Below are 24,800 nucleotides of genomic sequence, written 5' to 3'. Positions count from 1 at the left end.
ACCGTTATGGAAGCATTGGTGTCTCCAAAACATGTCAATAAGGTTGTGCTTGGTGTAACTGTTGCTCCTATTGCTGCGGGGATAGCTAGGTTAACTATTTCCGAATTTACACAGCCTCTTGAATCCCTAACACTTACTAGATATTCACCGGCTGTTAATCCATTAAAATTATACACATCGCTAAATGGAGTAATAATACTTCCTGATGTAAGCTCTAATTGGTACTCATAACCACCTGGCCAACCTCCTGTTGCAGTTGCCGAAATAGTTCCATTATTGTTACCGCTTACACAAGTGATTTCTGTATGTGTTTCTGAAACAGCCAAAGCTGCTGTTGGTGCCGTAATCGTAAAGTTTTTGCTTATTGAACAATACGGTGAATTTGTTAACGTAGCAGATATTGTATAAGTTCCTGATACTAAATTTGTAATAGACACAGGACCAGCATTTGCAGTGCTTCCAGAAGTTACCAAATTGCCTAAAGCATCTGAAACAGTATAACTGAAAAGCCCCGCATTATCTATTGGTGTTGGTACTCTATCAATAAATGTTACATTCACGCTACCATCTGAAGCAGAGAAGCAAGTTACATCTATTACTGAATCTATAGTAAGATCGAACGTATTGGGTTCACTTATATAATGTACTCTTTGTAAACTACAACCTGTATCCAAATTGGCAACAGTAATAATATAATTGCCAATTGGTAAACCTGTAAATACACCAGTAACATTCGTTTGGCTATAAACACTTGTACTACCTATAATATCTACATTAAATTCTAAATTAGTTGGTGTACCTCCACTAGTGCTTACAGAAACCGTAATGTCCTCGTCATTTGTACAGGTAATGGCATTATCAATACTTATATTTATTTTATCTAATTGAATATAAGGAGCAATGTTAACTGTTGTTGTACCTATACACCCATTATCGTCATAAACATTGATAGTATAGTTGCCTCCTGTTAAATCGGACTCAGTATATAAATTATTGTTGCTAAACTGAACAACGTTTCCATTCTTTATAAATTCATAATTAGCGTATGTACCAGATCCTCCTGTTACCGTGTTTACCGTAATAGTTGCAAAATTTGTTGTGTTTGTACCTGTTGAACAAGCATAATCAACAACTATAGGTGCTGAAACTACTATCGGGTTAGGTTCATTTACCGTTACATCTTGTGACAATGTACACCCTCTACCCGAAGTTACCAACACGGTATAAGTGCCTGCCGCCAATCCAGAAAATGAATTAGAGGTTTGAGCCGCAACGGTAATAGGTGCGGTAATTTCATAAGTATAAATAGGGTTATCATTACTCATTGGTAAATTTATAGTAATACCACCATCGTTACCTCCATTACAACTAACCGGTGTTGATGTTGATGTAAATGCAACAGGAGTAGCGGTTGATAACATTACCGATATATCTTTTGTACAAGATGTGGTTGCATCTTCTATTGTAACAACATAATTAACTGCCGATGATAAGCCAGAGAATACATTCCCTGTTTGCGTGATGGATGCCGAAGGATTTATACTATAATTATAAATTCCTGAACCGCCTGAACCCGTTATACTGATAACACCATCTCCTTCTGCACAACTTGGTAATGTTGTGATAGAATATATAAGATCTATAGCTGGATATACTGTTACTGGCGTTGGACTTATAGCTTCACAACCATTGGCATCTTTAATAGTTACATAATACGTACCTGGAGTTGAAACAGTAAACGTATCACTTGATTGGAAACCTGTACCAATAGAATAGGTATATGGTATAACTCCAGATGAACCTATTGCTGTAAAGGTAAACCCTGAAGAAACCGAACATTGGTTAGCAGCCATTGCTGGCACTACTACCGTTGGCATCGGATCAAGTACTACTGTAATTGGATTAGAGGTAACACACCCATTGGCGTCTTGTACATAAACATCCCATACTAAGTCTAATCCCGAATTGGTATCAACCGTCACAACATTGTTATTACCGTAAGCTCCTAGTGCAGGTGCTGGGTTACCCGACAAAACAGCTGCATAGGTATAAGTCGCTGTACCTCCTGATGGAGTCACTGTTATTTGTGATTCATCATTAGTACAATATACATTAGCCGCCGTTGCTGTAAATGTTAATGGGCTTAGTGGCTCTGAAACTATAACTGTTTCCGTTGCGGGACATCCCGTGATATCATCTGTAACCTCAACAGTATAACTACCAACTACCAATCCTGTTAAATCTATCGTGTTGCCTGTTTGAGTCAATGTTCCCGTTCCACTTGTTAATGTAGCGGTATATGTTCCTACATAATCGCTTACCGTAAATTGAATCGCTCCCGTATTATCACCAAAGCAATAAACATCATTTAATTTTAATCCAGCTATTGTAATATTCGTTACCGGTACCACTGTATAGGATTCCTGATAGGTACATCCATTGGCATCGGTCACTTCAAACATATAAGTATCTGGTGCTAATCCAGTAAAGGTTCCAGTTGACAATCCAGTAGTATTTCCTACTTCACTAGCTGGTGAAAGTATCGCATAACTTAATGTGCCTACGCCATTTGTTGTGGTTAGTGTCACATCGGTTGTTGGGGCTATACAGGTCACTGCTGGTGATATGAAATCTAAATCCGTTGGAGGATTTAAAGCTGGTACAGTTATATCTATGGGACCTGCAAAACATCCATGAGCATCTTTTATGAATGCGGATACAGTTTCAGAAGTATATGTAAAATAATTATCGGAAGTGGTATAATTAACTCCCCCATCAAAACTATAGGTATATGGAGCAGTTCCTGTTCCTGGCGTTACCGCAATAGTTATTTCGGCTGCTTGTGTTGCATTGCCCGAGCCACAAGTTAAACCTTGTGTTAAAGCTCCAGTTCCTGCAAGTAATACTGGTTCAGTAATGGTTACAAGAACATTTGATGTACAACTTTTGCTATCCTGTATATAAAACGTATATGAACCTGCTGCTAATCCCGTAAATAATGAAGTAGATGTAAATGTTACATTATCATCACTATAAGTATAACCACCTGAACCTCCAGAACCCGTTAGCTGTACCGTACCATTAAAACCTCCATTACAACTAACATCTGTTTTATTTGATGTAACGATTGGATTGGTTATAGGATCTACTCCTATAGTAGTAGTTGAAGTACAACTATTTGCATCTGTAATTTCAAAAGTATAAGTATCTACATCAACCAAAGCAACTGAATATGTAAATGTGGGACCTACAATAGGTGCGCTTGGGGCACTTACCACACCCGCTCCTTTTTGAACTGTATAAGTGTATGGTCCATTCCCACCCGACATAGTAACTGTAATAATGGCATCTGGTGACGCTGAACAATCTAATTCTTTTGTTATACTAGCAATAGAAGTTAATGGTGCGTAAACTATAGTTGGAGTTGGACTAGTAGCCGTACAGCCATTAGCATCTTTAATAGTAACTGTATAACTTCCTGGTGTATTAACAGTAAATGTTGAACTTGCTTGAAAAGATGCACCGCCATTTATACTATAAACATATGGGGTTACACCAGATGCGCCTACAGCTGTAAAGGTGAAACCTGAACTCACAAAACATTGATTAGATGCCAAAGCGGGAGTTGTTACCGAAGGCGATGGGTCTAAACTTATACTTTTATCAATAATTCTAAACTGACAACCATTGGTATCTTCTACAACAATATCCCAATTAGTTCTGATATTGTAATCTAGGTTTAACACATTGCTTGTACCAAAATCACTAGCTACTGGCACAAAACCTACAGCTCCTATTGCGTATTTATAAGGTCCTGTTCCTCCTGTTGTTGTAAGTGTAAGTTGCGCACCGGAATTACAATTTGCATTTATTTCTGCTGTTATTGCTGATGCAAGAGGCTGAATTGGTTGTGTTATTTGAAATTGTAAAGTAGTACTGCATAATGTTGTACCATCAAATTCTCTAACAAACAAAGTATAATTACCTGCTGGTAATCCTGTAATTGTCCCATTAGCAGGACCAGGATTAAATCCAGTCAAATGACCATTTATTGCCGGTATAACTGCTGTATTCGTTAAATTATCACGTACCTCATAGTATAGATCTGTAGTCGATAAATCATATTGATCAACAGTAAATGTTATTTCACCATTATTAGCACCAAAACAACTAACATTTGTTGCTACTAATGGATCTATGATTATTGGCGAAATAAGCGGTGTTGTAATTTCTAAATAAGAAGGACAGCCATTTATATCAATTACTTCAAATACATAGGTTGTACCTTGATCTAATCCCGAAAAAGTGTACGAAGTAGCAGATGTTGTAACAGATGTTGCGGGTTGACCATATATTAAATAAGTATAATCAGGAATACCTCCAGTTACATTTAATTCAACATCAACTCCTGTTAAACAAGACGCAGAAGCAATGGCACTGGTTAAATTCAAATAAGGAATAGGTTCTATCCGTAGCTTATTACTTCTATACTCGCATCCATTAGCATCTACAATGGTAATATAATAATCACCAAAATTTAAACCTCCAAAATTCCAAACTGGGGTACTTGCGGAAGCTATTTCAGTATAAGTATCAATCTGAGTAAATGAATTATCATATAATGTATATACATAAGGGGCTGTTCCGCCTGAAGCAATATTAATATCAAAACTTCCAGGTGTATTAGGACTACATTGTATTCCATTTGTTATAATATTAGGAACAATTGGAGCTGGATCGTTCAATACAACTGTTCCGCTAATATCACATTCTTTATTATCTCTTACTAAATAATTATAACTACCTGCAACCAAACCACCAAACACATTTGATGTTACAAACGTTGATCCACCATCAATACTGTATCTAAATGGTGCATCTCCTGTTAATGCGGTTAAAGTAATCGAACCATCAGAATCCCCATTACATGTTGGATCTACTTTTGAATTGGATGCAGTGATTGGGATAACTGGATTCACTATAACAATACTAGATTCAGCTTGACAACCTTGTGAGTCTATAACCCTAAATCGATAATTCCCATCTAATGTTGCAGTATATGGAGACCCTGATATTGTAGAGTATCCACCTCCATTATAATCAACTTCATAAGTACTGTATGTTCCTGTACCTCCATTTGGTGTTAATGCGATACTAGCACTAGCAATACAAGTTAAATCTTGCGTCATATTAGCATCCAATAACAATTCTGGCTTCAGTTCAAAAGTTCTAGATGCAATACAACCATTCCCGTCCTTTATGCTCACATTGTATACTCCAGGAGCATTTATACTAAAGTTTGGACTCGTTTGATACGCACCTCCAATACTATAGGTTGGTGTTCCAACAGTTGTTCCAGATAAAGTAATTGCAATAGGGGTTCCCGTGTAACATTGTGATGGTACAGCATCAATGGATGGTGTTCCATCTGAACTAACAACAATATCTAATTTTGTGGTACAACCTTGATTATCCAAAACCCAAACATCCCAATCCGTATTTGTAATAGGATCTAAGGTAGCGCTGCTACTAGAAGCATAAAGTCCAGTTGGAGATGCCCCATCTTGAACAAAAGCATAGGTGTAATTTGGTGTGCCACCTGATGCTGTTACAGTTACTTGAGCTCTATTGAAACAGTTTGCGTTTATATTACTTGTTTCCGAAAGTGTTAATGCATTAGTTGGTTCTGTAATACTTATTGTTGCATTTGCAGTACATTGTGTTGCTGAATCTGTTACTTCCACAGTATAAGTACCCGCCACTACATTTGATAGTGTTAATACATTTCCAGATGGTGTAAGTGTTCCTGTACCCAAGCTTCCTGCTGTTAATACAAATGTGTAATTCCCAACTGTGGCATTTCCTGAAACGGAATAAGTCCCAGATCCACTATTGTCTCCTCGACATAATACATCACTCAATTTAGTTCCTGTTATAGCAATAGGTATTACAGGAGCGATAGTATAAGATTCTGAATAATAACATCCGTTAGCATCGGTCACCCTAAAAACATAAGTTCCTGGCGTTAAGTTGGCAAATGAATTTGATGCCTGCTTTCCTCTTATTATTGGTGAAGGCGAAATGGTTTCATATTGTAACGTTCCAACACCACCAATTGTATTAGTTATGTTTACTGTTGTTGTTGTTGCTGCACAAGTAACTGCGGCTGAATCAAAAACTAAATCCGTTGGTGGAGCTAATGCGATTAATGTAATCGTTTGAGCCGTTGTTAAACAGCCATTGGCATCTTTTACAACGTAGTTAAAGGTTTGGTCCGATCCATTATCGTTTACGGTTAAGGTATTACTTGAACTGAATGATGCACCGTTATTAAAACTGTATTGATATGGTGCTGTTCCTGTTGTTGGTACATCAATAGTGATTAGCGCAGATTGTTTGGTATTCGTTGCACTACAACTAAAAGTCGAAGCATTAGCTGTGGTTGCTAATGGCGTTGGTTGAGTTATGTTTATAGTAATACTTGATGTACAAGCCTTACTATCTTTTACATAAAAAGTATGTGAACCATTCGATAATCCTGTAAATAAGGAAGTTGTTCCAAAAGTAATATTATCATTACTAAAAGTATAGCCACCTGAGCCTCCTAATCCTACTAATTGTGCAGTACCATCAGAAGCACCATTACAAGTTACATTTGTTGTAGTTGCCGTAACTGTTGGATTGGTTATTGAATCAACAGTAATAATGTTTGAAAGCGATTGACAGCTGTTAGCATCTGTAATTCTAAATTGATAAGTTCCTGCGGTTCCTGCTGAATATATAAATGGTGTTCCCGTTGATCCTAACGAAGTATATACCGAACCATTGATGGAAACTTCATAAGTAAATGGCGCATAACCACCTGTAATGGTTCCTGTTATTACGGCGTCTGGTGATGCAGAACAATCCAACTCTTTTGTTAAAGTCGTATTTGCTGTTAATTGAGGTGCAATAGTTTCTGCTGGTAAAGTTACTGTACATCCATAGGCATCTCTTACTATAATGGTGTAAGTTCCAGGTACTAAATTTGCAAAAATATGACTTGATCCAAATGGGCCGCCATTAATGTTATATTCATAAGGTGCAACGCCTCCAGAAGCTGTAACTTCAAGTGTGGCTCCGTTTGTAGAATCGTAACAATAATCTGAAGTTGTGGCAATAGAAGCGGTTGGAGGTACCGAATCTACAAGATTGATTATATCTGTTGCTGTACATCCATTGGCATCAGTTACTCTAACAGTGTAATCTCCAGGAGCTACATTTGTTAAAATGCCATTACTAGGAAAAACGTTTACTAAATTTAATGTTGCTGTATCTAATAATTGATAAGAATATGCAGCAGTTCCCCCCGTTGCTGTTGCAGTAACCGTAGAACCAGCTAGACAAGTAACCGGTGTTCCAGAAACACTAACCTGTAAAGGTGTTGGTTCTGAAATAGTTTGAGGAAGTGTAAAACTACATGTTTCATAACGCACCATAACATTATAATTACCTGCTGCCAATCCTGTAATAGTATATGGTGAAGTCATTTGAGTATTCCAAGTAATACCATTATCTATAGAATATTGAAATCCAGTAGCGATGTCAAAATTTTGGGCAGAAATTGTTATAGTCCCATCGGCACTACCGTTACAGGTAGCGTTTGTAGATCCTGTAGAACTAGAAGTAAAAGCCTTACCTGAATCAACAATAAACGGGAATTCTACTTGGGTTACACAGCTTTTTGGTAGTTGGTATACGCTGATATCATCAATAGCGACATCATTACCACTAACTTGCTGAACATTAGATCTTACGATAAATTTTAAGCTTGTATTTGAACCTGGATCTAATGTCATAGGAGTTTTTGGATAACTCTCCCATAATTGTGTTTTTGGAATGTTACCAGTAGAAAATGAAGATATTTCAATTCCAGAGCTATTAACTAAAGCTACAACTAAATCAGGGTCGTATTGTGTATTTCCCGTTTTAAGTAGGTTCATGGCAAAAAACTCGACATTAATAGGCTGATTAGGAATGATATCATTAATCTGCTTTTCATATAAAGTTTCTGTTTTGGGGATTGTCGCTCCAATGTTTACAACTAAACATCTCCCTTTAGGTGTTGCTGGCACAGTAGCAGGTGTATGATCCCCTGGTTGTACCCATGCACTAAAAGGATGTACAACACGAGCTGTGACACTATAATCGCCATCATTTATTGCTGGATTACCTTTACATTGTGTTGCTACTACTTGTCTTTCAAAACAATAATAAGTTGGATTTATACCAGGAGAGGTCGTATCATCACCATAACCAAACGTCTCATATAATAAATTACTATATGTTGGAACAGAAGATAAAACATACTCAACAGTTATTGTATGCGATCCATCCGGTACATCTAAAAATGTTTTAGGATCTGCTGTATTAGTATTTGGAACGCCATCTAATAAATAATTATAAGTAAAGGAACTGCTTCCTGGGTTTGTTACAGTTACAGTAGCTCCTGCAGTTCCATCACAATTAAAATCAGGATCTGAAACATCTATAGTTGGTGCAACTGGCTCAGGATCCAAAGTGATAGATGACATTGCGTAAACACAACCATTAGCATCTTTTATATATAAAGTATAAGTTCCAGGTAAAACATAGGATTCATTTGTAGTTACCCAAGTAGCCTGATTATCAAAACTATATTCATAAGGAGGTGTACCTCCTTGCGGATTGGTAATACGAACTCTTCCTTCATCTGAAGGGCCACATCCTGCCAATTCCGAAACACCTGAAGAAGCCGTTAAAGCAGCATCTGGTTGAGTTATAGTAATACTTTGTGCTATTGTAAAACATTCTGAAACTCCAATTGAATATTTTAATATAGCTTCATAATCACCTATGGTTAAATTTGAAAAAACAGGATTTGAAACATAGGTAACTCCATTATCTATACTGTATTCTAAAGTATATCCGTTAGCATTTGTTACGCTAAATTCAATACTTCCTGAGTTATCATTATAACATAAAATATTATTTTGATTAATTGTATAAATAGGTGCCGGATTATCATCTATGGTTATGGTTGTATTTGTACTACAGTTTTTAGAATCTACTACAGTTATATTGTAAGTTCCTGCTGATGTAATAACAATTTCTGGCACATCCTGAAATTCAGTTGTACTGTTTACAAAATAAAAATAAGGTGCAGTTCCCCCTGTTGGATATACCGTAATTTCTCCATCGGTACAGGTTAAGGGTTTTGTAATTGCCGACGTTGCCGTTAACAATGGCGGATTTATAATATCAAAATTTACGGTTTCAGTACATCCATCTTCTGTAGATATTGTTGCCGTATAGGTTCCAGGGTTTAGATTTAGAAATGTATAATCACTATCATCAATAGGACCTACACTGTTTACTAAAGTAGCTCCTTGATAAATAGCATATGAATATTGTGCACGTACATCATTAGCTGCTAACTTCACGCTGCCTTTTCCTCCATTACAATATGGTTGAGTAACAACTGTTGATACCGTGAAATTCCTTTGTCTTATTTGAATATCCGGTACTGAAAAAACACAAGGATTAGTAGTTACACCTACTTGTTTTATGTATACTGTATATATGTTTGGTGAACTAACATCAAGAATATTACTTGGCTGATAATTAATATCATCAATACTGTATTCATAACCAGAAGGCACGCCTCCAACAGTTATTTGTCCTGGTGTTGTACATATAATATCTTGAGTTGATACTGTTGGGTTTAATAAATTTTGATAAGAATTGAAATAATATCTATTAAAGCATCCGCCAGCATAATTTAATGTTATCCTAAATTGCCCCGAAGTATTCACGGTATAATTTGGTCCAGTACCAACTTGAGTCCAAGTACACGATGTATTCTCATTAGCACAATCTGTACTATAAACGGCCGCACAACTTGCTTCGTTTAGCTTTTCCCAAATAATTGTTGAACCATCTGAAACGCCTGTTTGTATATCTCTTGATGCATTGGCACCACATAAAAATATATTGGGCAATTGTTTTCCGTCATTAGGACAAATAACAACTTCATCTGCAAAAGGAATTACGGGATTAGTAATAATTCCCCCAAAAGGAATAACCGTAATTTCTTGATTAATAGATAAACAAGGAGCATCAGCTGTATTATGAACATAATAAGTTCCTACATTTGATACTGTTATAGATTGATTTGTTCCAATTACAGGAGTACCTGTTGGACTGGTTGACCACGAATATGTATTATAACCGCTAGCCGCTGTTAGTTCAACCGTTGCTCCACAAAGCACTTCTGTTCCAGTAAACAAACAATCATCTACACCAACTAAAAAATTAGTTGCCTTAGGCGTTAATATACAACCCGAATTACTATTAATACTTGGATCATCTGAAATAGTGAAATTAGGATTAAAAACACCTTCGTAAGTTGCATATGCTTGATTGTCAATACTATTAGAACATGCATCACTTAGCATGTTACAAGATGGCACAACCGAAACTTTAAATCGAATTTCAAGAACAGGATCGTTTATTTCGACTACAGAATCATCAATTTCAAAAATAATTTCTCTTGTTAATGCATTGTAATTTTGCACTGAAATACCTGAAGGTAATACCCCTAAGTCTGCTGGGTAATTGAAAATTACATTTATAGGTAGTATATCTCTAATAGTAAACTTTGTAGCATCATCATTCCCTATATTTTGAAATCCAATAACATAATTTAACTCATCTCCAAGAGTTACATCTGCTCCACCTACATCATTTCCTAATGCGTCTTCAACAACTTTGGTTAATAAAATTTTTGGTTCAATAATATCAACAGCGAAAGACGTAACAAAAGCACCATAACCATCTCCCGATGTTGTTAATTTTAAATCACCTGCCGATGCTCCATTAGGGATTACACCGTTAAGTGGGTTTGGTATTATAACATTTTTAATATCAAAACCAAGAGTATTTTGACTACTAGGATTTCGAGCGGTAATATAAGATCCATTGTTTGTGATTCTAGAATTGAAAAAATTGTTTGCAGGACTTAAAGCGTCACTTATAGTAGTAAATGCTGCCGATGTACTCGCTTTGAATCTAAAAGTATCACCAGACAAACCTAAATCACCCTCTAAAGCAGAAACTCCTATTCTCGCAACAACGGGAGATGGGGCTGGCAAGGTTTGAAAACCAGACACAGGAATATCAATAGAAGTACTTCCTTGAACACCTGCATAACCATCAAAAACTGAAATAAATTTACTAGGTAGTGTCGGACTTTCATATATCACCACAAGTGTCCAACCCCCTGCACATCCTCCATTTCTTCTACCTGTAGTTGCTCTTAAGTTAGCAACAGTATAAGTTCCATCTGCATCGGTTAAACTTTGTAATAGATTTGTAACATTTTTATAACATATTATAGGCGAATCTTTAAAGGAGTTATTGATGTTTGAATAATCATAACCATCAAAAATAATATCATCTTCTTCTCCTACAGGGTCTGTATTAGTATCAGCAACCAAATCAACAAATCCACCCGTTGGCAATTTAAATTTCACTTGATTCCAATCATTGAGTCTCGCAGTACCTACAAAATTTTGACCTGAATTTGTACCTACGGCATTGGGATAAACTGATGCCCAATACAAACCAGCATATAAAATACTTTTACATGAGGTATTTAAAGCTAAATTTGCAGTACTAGAACTGAATATAGAAGCGTCTCCTCCACTTGCCACATTTATATACTCGCCTTCGTAACTATTGTTATTACCAGTACCATTATAAGGATCTGACAAACCTTTTCCTTTAATGATACTATTTCCTATTAAAACAATATCGCCCTTTACTTTAATACTTCCACCTGGTAATCTGGGGCTAAAAGGTACTGCTAGTTGCGAAAAAGCTGTTGCTGTACTTAATAATATTAAGCAAAGCATCAATTGGTAAGTTGCTTTCCTAAATTTTAATAAAAAACCAAAAGCAACATATAATTGTAAATCATATATTTTTTTCGCAATCAATTTGAAAAAAGACAATAATTTTTCAGAAAGGTTTACTAGGATATTTATTTGTGAAAGAATATGTTTTAAAAAAGTAAAGTTTTTCATCATTACTGCATTTGGGATTTTGATTAATCAGAAAGATTTTATAAAATTATAGCTATTTACATTCTATTTTCAACTTTAATTGTTACCCAACATCAATAAAGCCTCTTTATCCTCTTACAAAACCATTATCAAAACCCCCTAAAGAATACCCAACTTTCATAATAATTTTATATCAACCATTATTCTTTATTGGCAACAATATTTCTTAGTAACAAAGTCCAAAAATATAAATAAATTCCATGAAATGCACTTTTTTTTCGATGAAATACACTATTTAATTAATTTATATGTTTTTTCCTATATTAAAGTAAATAATAGATGGTTAAATAATAAATATGAAATATATTTCTTACTAAGTAATGCTTAAGAATTTATATTTGTAAGAATATTTTTTTTTTAAATAGGTGAAGAATATTTTTTATGTACTGGTATGCAAATACAGAAACAAGGTATATATTCTTGTATTCCCTAATTAATCATTTTTTTTATGAAGAAGTTTATGTTTAAAATAATGATTTATTAAGATTGAATGTTACATGATCATTAAGATCAAGCTAATAATGCACAGGGTTTTGTGTACAAGGACAATTGCTGATGCCCTGCAGAAAATCAAGCCCGATGGTTATTACGTGCGTCCCAGAGTTGAAGCCAGAGAGCTCGTTCATGGTGATCTGGTAGGCGTAGCCAAAGTAAAAGTTGCTCTTCTTGAAGCCCGCCATAGGCCCTACGTTCAAGGGCTTGAAGAACTGGTCGTTAAGGTAACGGTACGATAGACCAGCCCAATAATAGTCATCGTTCCTGTTGTATTTCCGGAACTTGAAGTTCACGTCCGTACTCGAGCGCTTGTCGCTGCTGAACATCTGGTAATACACCGATGGCTCGAACTCCAGCCCGCTGTTCTTGGGGCCCTTAAAGGTATACCCCGAATAGATCTGGTAGTTGAGCAGCATGATAGGCTCGGTTTTTCGAATATCCGCATCTATATTCTTTTCAAGAATATTGTTCGCGTTTAAACTCGCGAAGAACCCTTTGTTCCTATACAGTATACCTACATCGAAATTGTTGTTGGCCGTACGCCTATCATCCGTTAAGCCCGAAGGTATTGGTGTCCCGTTATTTTCGTCATAGCCATATAAGTTGTTGACATCAATCCTGAAGGTGTTTAAATTATACGAAATCCCAAAGGACAGGTACTGCTTGGAGTAATAGTCCAACGTTAGGTGGTGCGCAAAGGAAAATTTGGCACCCGTCTGGATGGTGTTACCGTTCTTATCGTTGTAAAATGAAAGCCCTACGCCCGAGCGGTCCGCGATCCTAAAATCGGCATACAGCGATTGGTTGTCTGGCGCGTCCTTGATACCCACCCATTGCGTGAGGCCGTTGGCACGAATCTTTAAGTTATCGCCGATCCCAGCATAGGTCGGTGAGACCACAAAGTTGTTATCGGCCAGATATTGCGTGAATACCGGTAGGTTCAGCTCTTGACCGTGCAACGTGCCCAGTGCCATAAAAAGTAGGTATATGATTGTTTTGCGCATAATGTTTTTATTGCTTAGTGATTAAAATCACTAATTTCATTTACCTGTATAGCGTAAAATGTCCAACAAATTCTCTATCATAATTTTTATCATTTAGTTTTACAACATACCAATAATCGCCTGTAGGTAATTCTATTTCATTGTACTTTCCGTCCCATTTTTCATCCACACCCAAGGTGGCGACTCTTCTTCCATACCTATCATAAATATTGAAGGTTAAGTTTTTGTATTGCGAATCACATCCTGGTCCCCATTCATAATTAGTCTCTTTGTCTGGTGTAAAATAATTTGGAATACACAAATCGATAAACTCAAAATATCTGGTAGCAGTAGCAAAACAACCATAGCTATCGGTTACTGTAACCGTGTAATTACCAGATTCATATATTAAAAACTTATTGGTGCTTCCGTAAGGTTCTCCATTCAAGGTATATTCATAAGCTCCTGAACCTCCAGTAGCTACGGCTATAATTTCATTTAAATCTCCATCATTTAACACTAAGGCCAATTGTGAGTATTGTTCAACATCAAAACTTGCTGTCCTTTTTATACAGCCATTGGTATGCCTTACATCAATATAATGCCCTATACCAGATGGTACGTTTACAAACACATTGCTAATTTGATAGGTACCACCGTTTAATGAATAATCCAGGTCTGCAGGGTCAGTTATACTTTCATCAACGGTAACGGTAACCGTGTTGGCTGTAATGTTGTTAAAACAATCAAATTCAACAGCTGCTTCTGGATTAATGGTCACCGATTCTGGGAACGTGATATTCCATTCTGAAATACAATCAAGCGCATCACTTACATATACAATATGATCTCCTCCTGACAAATTTGTAAAAGGGAATTCTGTTTGCGTTAAGGTCCCTGTTGTATATGTACCGTTAATATCATCTAAAACGACACGGTAAGGTGGTGTTCCTCCAGAAATATCAATACTAAATTCTCCATTCATATCACCTTCACAAACCTCTGGAAACATACTGTCTGGAACAATGGTAAGCACAACTGGTAATGGTTCAACTATTTCAAAATCAGAAATTACAAAACAACCTAATTCATCTTGAGCCATAGCTTGATAATTACCTGGTGCTAGATTTTCAAATAATGATGTTTCAAAAAACTGGTCTAATCTTGGTGAAATAGCATATTTTATAATACCGGTTCCTCCAGAAGCATTTATTACAACAGATCCATTATTTGCTCCACTACAAGTAACGTTTGCAGGAACAAAATTAACTGTTAATGGTACTGTTGGTTGTGTAATTGCTATTTGCGATGTTATAGTTAAACAGTCACCACTATCTACACGTACTTGGTATGTTCCAATTGGAAGCTCCGTGAAAACTCCTGGACTATTCTGAATGGCTCCCGGTATATTAGTTCCAGAAGCATCTTGTAAGGTATAAACATAACTACCTAATCCTCCTTCAGCCTTAGCCTCAATAACACCAGTATTATCGCCGGCACAGTTAATAAAGGCATTGGTAGCATCTAAATTAACATTTAAGCTTGGTAATGGATCTACTTTTATTTCATTTGAAACCCCTGCAACACAACCGTAAACATCTCGAACATAATACATGTAAGTTCCGGGGATTACGGGAATTGTTGAAGACTGTGAAGCAAACGTGCCTAAAACAGTTGCGAAATTTGCTGTATCGCTATATGTATATGGGCCTGTGCCACCTGTGGCACTCAACCTTAATGTAGTGTCGGTTGTACAAGTTTGCGAAGTTACTTTTACTAAACTAGCTTCTACCTGCGTTGGTTCGGTTATTATAATATTTGGTGATGTAAATTCGCAATTATAACTATCGGTAACAACCACATAGTAAGTTCCCTCTCCTAGTCCACTAAATACTGGTGATGCTTGAGGACCAGAAGATGTGATTGTTGGTAAAATTCTATGCAATGTATAGCTAAAATTGCTACCTGCACCTCCACTAGCTGCGTTTGCAGTAATAATTGCATTTGTATCACCAAAACAAGACAATGTTGTTGTATTGGCTGTTACAGTGGCATTTATTGGTAATGGAATTGTTAACGTTACATTATCTGAAGCTATACATCCACCTGCATCTCTAACATATACGGTATAATTTCCTGATGATAAATTTCTAAAAGTTCCATTAGAAGAATAAGCTACGGAAGCTGAGCCTGTTAGTTCGTATTCATAACTACCATAACCACCAGTAGCTGTAGCTGTAATGGTACCTTTATCATCATCACAAGTAACATTCGAGGTTTCTATAGCTACAACTGACAACGGATTAATAGGTGAATTAATAGTAACCACATTTGAAGAAGCCGAACAAAACGGAGTTGCAGTTTCTGTGACTTTCACGGTATAATTTCCTGCTGGAATTCCTGATACCAATAAGGGATTGGTTGAAGTATTTGCTGAAACAACACCATTTATAGATACTCCAGAACTATTGAAAACTTCATAAGAATAAGGTCCCGAATAGCCACTTACATTAATTTCAAACGTTCCAGTAAATTCTCCAAAACAAGTAACTTGTGTTGGTGCTCCAATTGTTATTGTTGGAAGTGGTACTGATGGTAAAAATACCTCAACAATTTCTGTACAAAACGTTATGGCATCTGTCATGGTAACCGTGTAGGTGCCAGAAGGCAATCCAGAAATAACATTACCAGAAATTGTACCCACTGCTGGACTTATGCTAAAGGTATAAGAACCCGACCCACCTGTACCAGTAAAAGTTAATACGCCATCGTCATCATTACATGTTGCCAATGTTGTAACCATGGGAGTTAACCCTAATGGCGCTTCAATATCTATACTTACTAAATTACCGCAACCATTAGCATCCTTAACCTCAACGGTATGGGTTCCCGATGCTAGATTTATTATGGTAAACGGAGCAGTTCTAGTTTGAAAAGCACCTCCATCAATACTATAAGCATAAGGGGCAATACCTGCTGAAGTTAATGTAACATCAATTGCAAAATTGCCTTCAACATCGGTACATTGATTGTTTATCGCAACCGAAATTACAGGTGTAGGATCTGATGGTAAAACAACAACTGCTGTTGTTTTTATACAACCATACGCATCTTTTACGTGAGCATAATAATTACCTGCATCTCTATTAAAAGTTGTTGCATTTGCCCATAAAGGATCTGTCGCTAAAGGCTCGGTAGCCGATGTAGTTAATTGGTATAAATAAGGTGCCGTTCCATCTTTAGCAATAACGCTTATAACTCCAGAATTGGCATTACAATTAGCGTTTTTATCAACGGTAGCACTAATATTTAAATCAAATGCCGATTCACTTATATTAAAAGGAGCAGTAACTACACCACAGCCGGCATTAGGACCAGAAGTTTCACTAATTAAAACAAAATAAGTTCCAAAAGGCAATGCCCCTAGATTGGTAACTGATAAATTTCCGCTTGCGGGTACAACGCCCGTACCGCTAATTCCTGTGGGTGTTGTGGATAAGGAATCCCAAATTTCATAATTTACAGTTGTAGCGATACCATAAGTACTATTAATGGTGAATGATACATTACCATCGGCACTTCCCACGCACGAAATATTATTAGACGTTAAAGCCGTAGCTGTTAATGTTGAATTTGTTGGTATGGATGCTGTAGCCGATTGATAATAACTACAATCTGTGGCATCATCAAATACAATAAACGTATAAGTAACGCCTGGAACCAAGCCTGTAAACGTTGTTTTTTTACTACCATAGGCATCTTCAGGCTGCCAAGTCCCAACTGGATTTGGGTATACTGAAGTCGGTCCGCGGTAAATACTAAAATAGAAAGGTCCTACACTAGCTAAAGCCGTACCTATATGCACCACAGCCTCTCCACCTGTAGTACAATCTGCTGTTGTATTTACAATGATGTCCAAATTATCTGGAGGTGAAGCTACTAAAACATCTTGAATCAATACGGAACATCCATTAGCATCAACTACATTTATTTGATACAACCCAAATTGTACAACATCAAAATTCACAGAAGTTGATCCCGTAGCATTAAGTTCTGAGGCTGAATATCCATTCGATCCTGTAACAAAATAATTATACGGAGCAGTTCCTCCTGAAACAGCATCAATAATAACCGATCCCATTGAAACTCCAAAAAAAGCATCGCAAGTAATATCTACGGGATGATGAGTAACAATAATAGGCGTTGGTTCTGCTATTACAATGGTTTTTATATCAGTACATGATTTAGCATCGGTTAAAGTAATGGTATAAGTTCCCGCAGCTAAACCAGATGTTTGTGTGCCATAATTAGTGCCAGTAGTATCATTATTCACATTAATAACAAAAGGTGGCGTACCAACCGTATTGTCTATGGTGATTTTAATCGCTGCTGAATTATCACTATTACATAAAATTGGTTGTGTTTGTACCACAGAAAAACTAGGTAATGAAATAGCATTAACATTCTGTACACTAGATTCTGCTGTACAACCAACGGCATCTGTAACTAAAAATTGATAAGTGCCATTGTTTGGGGTTGAATAACTAAAAGGAGAACTCGTAGTTCCTAATGAAACATATGCTGCTCCATTAATTGATACCGCATAAGAAAATGGTGCAACTCCACCTGAAAATGTTCCTGTTATGGTAGCATCTGGAGAAGCTGTACAATCTAGATCTTTAGTTAAAACCGTATTTAATGTAATAGGAACTAAAGGAGCAATAGTATAGGACTCCGTATAAATACAGTCATTCTCATCTATAACCCTAAATGTATATGTATTTGGAGCTAAACCTGTAAACACATTAGAAGTTTGGTATGCTGTTGTAGATGCTGCTGGTGCAATAATTTGATATCGTAAAGTACCAAAACCACCAGTAGGCGTTAGCGTTACACTTGATGTTATTAATGGGCAACTTAATGGCGTATGAGAAAAACTTAAATCTGTTAGAGGATCTAATGGGGCTATTGTTATTGAACCTGTAATAAAGGTACAATCGTTTGCATCTTTTATTGTTACGGCATATGTTCCGTTTACCAAACCTGAAAATGTTAATCCTGTTTGGAAATTCACTCCATCAATACTATATGTATATGGTGAAGTGCCTCCTGAAACACCAGAAACGGTTATAACACCATTAGTTAAACAGGTATATGGTGTGGTTAAAGTTGCTGTTCCATTAATATCACTTGTTATTGTAATGGTTTCAGATTGAGGTGTTGACAAACACACATCTGTTCCCATGGTGTATTGAACTACGGTATCATAAGTTCCTGGAGCTAATCCTGTAAAAACAGGTGAATTATAGAATGTTACGCCATTATCAATACTGTACATTAAACTGTTGCCATTTGTATTTGTAACATTAAAAGTTATGGTACCAATATCACCTGCATCCGAACATAAAATATCTGTTTTAGTAATGTTAAAATCTGGTGCTGGTATGGCATTTACGGTTATGGAAGTTTCAGCAGAACAGTTATTAGAATCCATAACTGTAATATTATAAACTCCAGAAGCCGTTACCGGAATTATTGGTTCGCTTTGAAAAACAGTAGTGCTATTTACAAAATAATAATAAGGAGGCGTTCCTCCTACCGGATATACGGTAATTTCTCCATCGGTACATGTTAACGGTTTTGTAAGTGCCGAAGTAGCGGTTAATAATGGTGGATTTATAATTTGAACATCTATAGTTTCAATACATCCATCTTCAGTAGATATCGTTGCCGTATAGCTTCCTGGGTTTAAGTTTTTAAATGTGTAATCACTTTCACTTATTGGCCCCACACTGTTTATTAATGTAGCTCCTTGATAAATGGTGTAGAAATATTGCGGACGCACATCATGAGCTGCTAATTTCACACTGCCTTTTTCATTATTACAATACGGTTGCGTTACAACACTCGAAACGCTAAAATCTCTTAGTCTTATTTGAACATCTGGTACTGAAAATATACAAGGGTTAGGTGTTACATCTATCTGTCTAATATAAACTGGATACTGATTTGGTGTCGTAATTGAAAACACATTACTTGTTTGGTAATTTATTCCATCAATACTAAACTCATAACCACTTGGAACGTTACCAATTTTAATTTCGCCGGGTGTCGTACAATAAATATCTCTAAATGTAACCGTTGGCACTAATAAGTTTTCATATATATTGAAATAAAACTGATTAAAACAACCTCCAGTATAATTTAAAGTTAATCGGTACTGCCCTGCTGTGTCTGCTGTAAAATTTGGTCCCGTTGCTACTTGGTTCCAAGTACATGCCAAATTTTCATTAGCACAATCTTCTTCGGTAATCGCTGTACAACTTGTTTCATCTAATTTCTCCCAAATCATGGATGATGTATCGGTGATATTGGTTTGAATGAAACGCGCATCATTGTCTCCACATAAATAAATATTTGGCAATTGTTTACCATCATTTGGACATGTAACAATTTCATCTGCAAAAGGAAGTACAGGATTTGTTACACCAAAACCAAACGTAATGACATTAAAAACCTGATCTATAGATTGACAAGGTGCCGCTGCTATATTATGCACATAGTAAGTACCTGAAGTCGTAACGGTAATTGACTGGGTAGTGCCTATAACAGGTGTTCCAGATGGACTTGTAGACCACGAATAAGCATCGTAACCACTAGCGGCCGTTAATACGGTGCTTTCACCACAAAGTATCACTTCTTCTTCAAAAACACAATTATTTAAATCGGCTAAAAAGTTTGTAGCTCCGGGTGTTAATAAACATCCTGTGTTTGTATTGTAACTTGGATCGTCTGAAATTGTAAAATCTGGATTAATAGTTCCTTTATAAGTAGCATATGCTTGATTATCGATATTATTGGAACACGCATCATTTAACAAACTACACGATGAAACTACGGTTACTTTAAAACGGATTTCAGAAACTGGGTCATCTTCTTCAACCACAGAAGCATCTACCTTAAAGACAAGTTCACGAGTAGTGGGATTGTAACTTTGAACGGTAACTCCCGTTGGTAAAGTTTCAACATCAACTGGATAATTAAATACAATATTAGTTGGGAGAATGTCTCTAATTATTAAGTTGGTTGCATCATCGTTTCCTGTATTTTGAAACCCTATAGTATAATATAATTCATCACCAAGGTCTACCACTTGCCCTCCAATATCGTTTCCAAGTACATCTTCAACAATTTTGGTTAAAACTATATTTGGTGCAATAATTTCAATAGCAAATGCATTAAAATAGAAATAATAAATATCGGTATTCGTACCTAACCTTATATTAGCAGAAGTGTCTCCATTTGCTATTAAACTGTTTCCTGCATTCGGGATGTTTATAATACCGGCATCAAAACCTAAGGTATTTGAACTTGTAGGGCTTCTATCTGTAAAAAGTATTGGCGAATTAGTAATGGGATCTATAATGGATACCGTACTATTAAAAAAGTTATTGTTAGGACGTATGGTGGTTCCACTGGCATTAGTGGCACTAATTTTTGTTCCATTAATTTCTAAATAATCCTGTGTCCAGCTTCTATCTCCCTCCAAAGCACTAAAGGCATATTTAGCTCGAACGGGGCCTGTAGGTATGGTTTTAAAACCATTAATAACGAAGTTTTGTTGATTATTGGGTGCTTGATTATCTATTTTTGTAAACCCATCAAAAGACGTTATGTATTTACTTGGTAGTAAAGGATCTTCATAAATAACGAAAAGCGACCACCCTGCCGATAGTCCTTCAGTATTACGCCCATCACCGCTATTCATCATTGCAGAGGTCATAGAGGAAATATTAGCTACTGTATAAGTTCCTTCAGGATCGCTTAAAGCTGTTAATATATTTGTTACATCGCTATAGTAAGCATAGGTATTTGAATTTCTATCATTTGTAGAATTTTGATAATAAATCTCTGTTCCAATTATATCTAAATAAGCACTACTTCCAGGAGTTTTAAATTTAATTTCTTCCATGGCCGTGTTGCCTTTTACTACTGAACTCCAATATAAACCAGCATATACAACTTTATAACAGCTAACATCGTTTGGCACATCTAAATCTGCACTACTAGAGTTGAAGGTATTGGTGTCTCCATCAATGTCAACATACACCATCTGGTCTCTATTAGCTGAACTTTCATTATTAGTAGTTCCAGAATATGGGTTTGTTTGATGAACCCCCATATTACTATTTCCAATTAAAAGGATATCACCTTTAATAGCCTCGTCGTAACGTGGATTAAAAGGCACAAGGTTTTGTGCTATAACAACGTTAAAGCATTGTAAAGAAAATAAAACGATGAGTAGGTTAAAAAAAGTAGTTTTTCTCATAGCTGATTATTTTTTATTCCTTTTCTTGGGGCGGAAAAAGAAATATTAATCATAGTTTTTGTTTGAAAAACAACTTTATTCTTACGTAAAATTTATTTTATCCGAAATAATTGTTTTTCAGCGATATAAATATCGTGAAATATTTTTGAACAATTGTAAACTGAAATCATAAATTAAGTCTTTAATCGATGAAATGACACCGAAAACTTATTTGGTCGATTATTTTATGGTATTTATGAGATAAATACATGATAAGGAAGTGGTGCATTCAAAAAAAAAATCTATTTTTTTGAATACCATTTAAAAGCCCTCGAAGCTAAAACCTCAAGGGCTTCATTATTTATTTAGAAAACTAGTATCTGTTCTTTTATATAATTTAAATTGTTTTCGTATAAAATATACAGCTTTTAATTCTCTATTTTAATCATAGATGATTTACTATTATAAGGAGTGCTTCCTTTAGAGCTCATGGCTCCACTTGCTTCTCCTATAGAATCAAATTTCTGATAATATATGTAATATTTACTAGAGGCTGCATCATAAAAGAAATTAATGTCTTTTTGACCTGCAGCAACAGCCTTAGTTAAAAACTCATCTCTTTTAGCCATATCACTATGTACTGCAATTACAATATAATATCCACTTTCTACATTTCGAACACCTTTTATAATTTCAATATTATCACCGCGATCTTCACCAAAATCAAAATCAGATTCCTTAAGTGGCACTGTGGCGGGTGGTGTTGTTTGTTTAATTATATTTAATGCTGCTTTATCTTTATTGTATCTATCCTCTTCATTATCATAAGCAGCTCGTTTTATACGTCGTTTACGTTCATACTCAGTAGCTTCTTGAATAGTTTCCAATTGTGATTCTAAATCTGCTTTTACAGTTTTAGTTTCCGATTGCGCTTCTTTTAAAGCATTAATTTCATTCAAATAAACTACATTTTCAGATCCTTGTCCATTAGAGACGTTTTCGAGTCTTTCATTATAAAGATTTTCTAATTCCTTAATTTTTTCATCTTGAGCAATTATTACATCATCAATTTGATTTTTTAAAGATTCTAAAGCTGCATTTTCACCCGATATACTTTTAAAAGGTTTAGGAGCCGTATAGATACCTTGTTCACTTAAATCATTTTCTCTCTTTAATTCTTGAAGTTCTTTTTCTCTACTAGCAACCGTTTCGTTTAATTTTGTGATTAATTCCTCTTGTTTTAATTTAGCGTCTGTCGCAGATTTGGTTAAATTACTTATAGCAATACTAGCATCATCTTTTGGCACATTTGCTGAAGCCGCATCCAATTTCTGTTGTTTAGCTAGTGCTTCTTTTTCCGCTTTTTCTTTAGCTTGGGCTAATTTAATTCTGGCATATTCTGCATCTGCTTTCGCTCTCGCTTCTTCTTGTAACAATTTAATTCTAGCTTCTTTATCTGCTTTTGCTTGAGCTGCTGCTTCTTGTGCTAACTTAATCTTAGCTTCTTCATCTGCTTTGGCTTGAGATGCTACTTCTTGTGCTAACTTAGCCTTAGCTTCTTCATCCGCTTTGGCTTGTGCTGCTGCTTCTTGCGCTAACTTAGCCTTAGCTTCTTCATCCGCTTTGGCTTGTGCTGCTGCTTCTTGCGCTAACTTAGTCTTAGCCTCTTCTTCTGCTTTGGCTTGTGCAGCTTCTTCTTGTGCTAATTTAATTTTAGCTGCTTCTTCATCGGCTTTAGCTTGAGTATCTTTATTTTCTTCAACAGTTTTAACTCGTTGTTCTTTTTTCTCTTCTAATTTTGCTAATGCTTCTGCTTTTGCCTCTGCTTTTTCTTTTGCAATGGCTTCTCTATCTACTTTAACTTCTGGTGTATTGCGTTTTGCCGACGTGTTTTTTGATTTTTTAGATGGTGAAATTAAGGCGCCTTCATCATCATTATCATCACTATAAATATATCTTTCTTTTTTCTTGAATTTATATGCTAACGTGAATTCATGTGAATTTCCAAAAGTTGACATATCTCCTATTTCCTTCTCATAGTTATATTCAATAGCAATTTCATTGGTAATATTAAGACCAATTCCTGCTGAAACTCCATATAAAGTATTATATCCTGCTTGTCCCCAAATGCCCTTTGAGGTTGTTAACATCATAATTCCAGAAAGAACTGTTTCGTCTTTTTTAAACTCTGAGCGTACTAACCCCGAAAATTTACTTCCATCGAAAAAACCACGACTATCTACAAAACCAGTATACATGGCATGTGCCTGAATACTCTGTTCTGGGTTTTCTTCTATAATTTGAGATGTTTTGATATTGTATGCAACAATATTATTTAGAGACACACCAAAATCAAGAAATGTAGTGCCATAATTTATACCTGGGTTGATAGTAGCTATTAAGTTTGAAGGTATATTTTGTAAAGATGGATCTGGAAAATTTGTAACCACACTCCCCTCATCAATACCACTTTTATACACACCAACATTTAAACCCAAAGTTAAATTGCTATCTCTATTTAAAACCACATTGTAAGCATAATTTATAACACCTCCAAAAGTGGTTAATACACCATAGTTTTGTTGAAAAAAACCAATACCAACACCGGTGTTTTCTGCAAATCTTCCCGAATAACTAAAGAGATAGGTTTGTGGAGCATTTTCAAACTGAACCCATTCCCTCTTATTAGTAAACGTAAGGTATTTATTTGATTCTCTTACAAAACTAAATGTAGGATTGATAGCGTATCTGTTAAACTTTAATGAGTTTCTTATAGGAAGTGATAAAGCAACAACACCGTCATCCTCTTGAGCATGAAGTATTTGCGCTAAACACAAAAATATGATTATATGGATGAGAGATTTTTGCATG

At 35.9% G+C, this 24,800-nt stretch carries 4 protein-coding genes; all 4 read right to left on the bottom strand.

The genetic code is table 11. The features are described from left to right. Nucleotides 1–12,107 (bottom strand): SprB repeat-containing protein (locus EV196_RS18330; RefSeq protein WP_132219236.1); only part of this gene is annotated, 12,107 nt, incomplete at its 3' end. 551 nt (nucleotides 12,108–12,658) lie between these two features. Further along, a complete protein-coding gene (locus EV196_RS18325; protein WP_132219235.1) occupies nucleotides 12,659–13,642 on the bottom strand; it encodes a PorP/SprF family type IX secretion system membrane protein in 984 nt (327 codons plus the stop codon). Between the two features lie 40 nt (nucleotides 13,643–13,682). Continuing rightward, a complete protein-coding gene (locus tag EV196_RS18320) occupies nucleotides 13,683–21,950 on the bottom strand; it encodes a T9SS type B sorting domain-containing protein (RefSeq protein WP_132219234.1) in 8,268 nt (2,755 codons plus the stop codon). Between the two features lie 407 nt (nucleotides 21,951–22,357). Then, on the bottom strand, nucleotides 22,358–24,799 hold the full coding sequence (locus EV196_RS18315; protein ID WP_132219233.1) for a PorP/SprF family type IX secretion system membrane protein: 2,442 nt from the start codon (nucleotides 24,797–24,799) through the stop codon (nucleotides 22,358–22,360). Between the last annotated feature and the right edge of the window lies 1 nt (nucleotide 24,800).

The sequence above is a fragment of the Mariniflexile fucanivorans genome, from assembly GCF_004341235.1.
Classification (GTDB): domain Bacteria; phylum Bacteroidota; class Bacteroidia; order Flavobacteriales; family Flavobacteriaceae; genus Mariniflexile; species Mariniflexile fucanivorans.
This window is presented reverse-complemented; position numbering and strand designations above follow the sequence as displayed.

Coding starts and splice junctions, on each gene's coding strand:
- EV196_RS18325 (WP_132219235.1), bottom strand. CDS start 13,642: ATGCGCAAAACAATCATATACCTACTTTTTATGGCACTGGGCACGTTG.
- EV196_RS18320 (WP_132219234.1), bottom strand. CDS start 21,950: ATGAGAAAAACTACTTTTTTTAACCTACTCATCGTTTTATTTTCTTTA.
- EV196_RS18315 (WP_132219233.1), bottom strand. CDS start 24,799: ATGCAAAAATCTCTCATCCATATAATCATATTTTTGTGTTTAGCGCAA.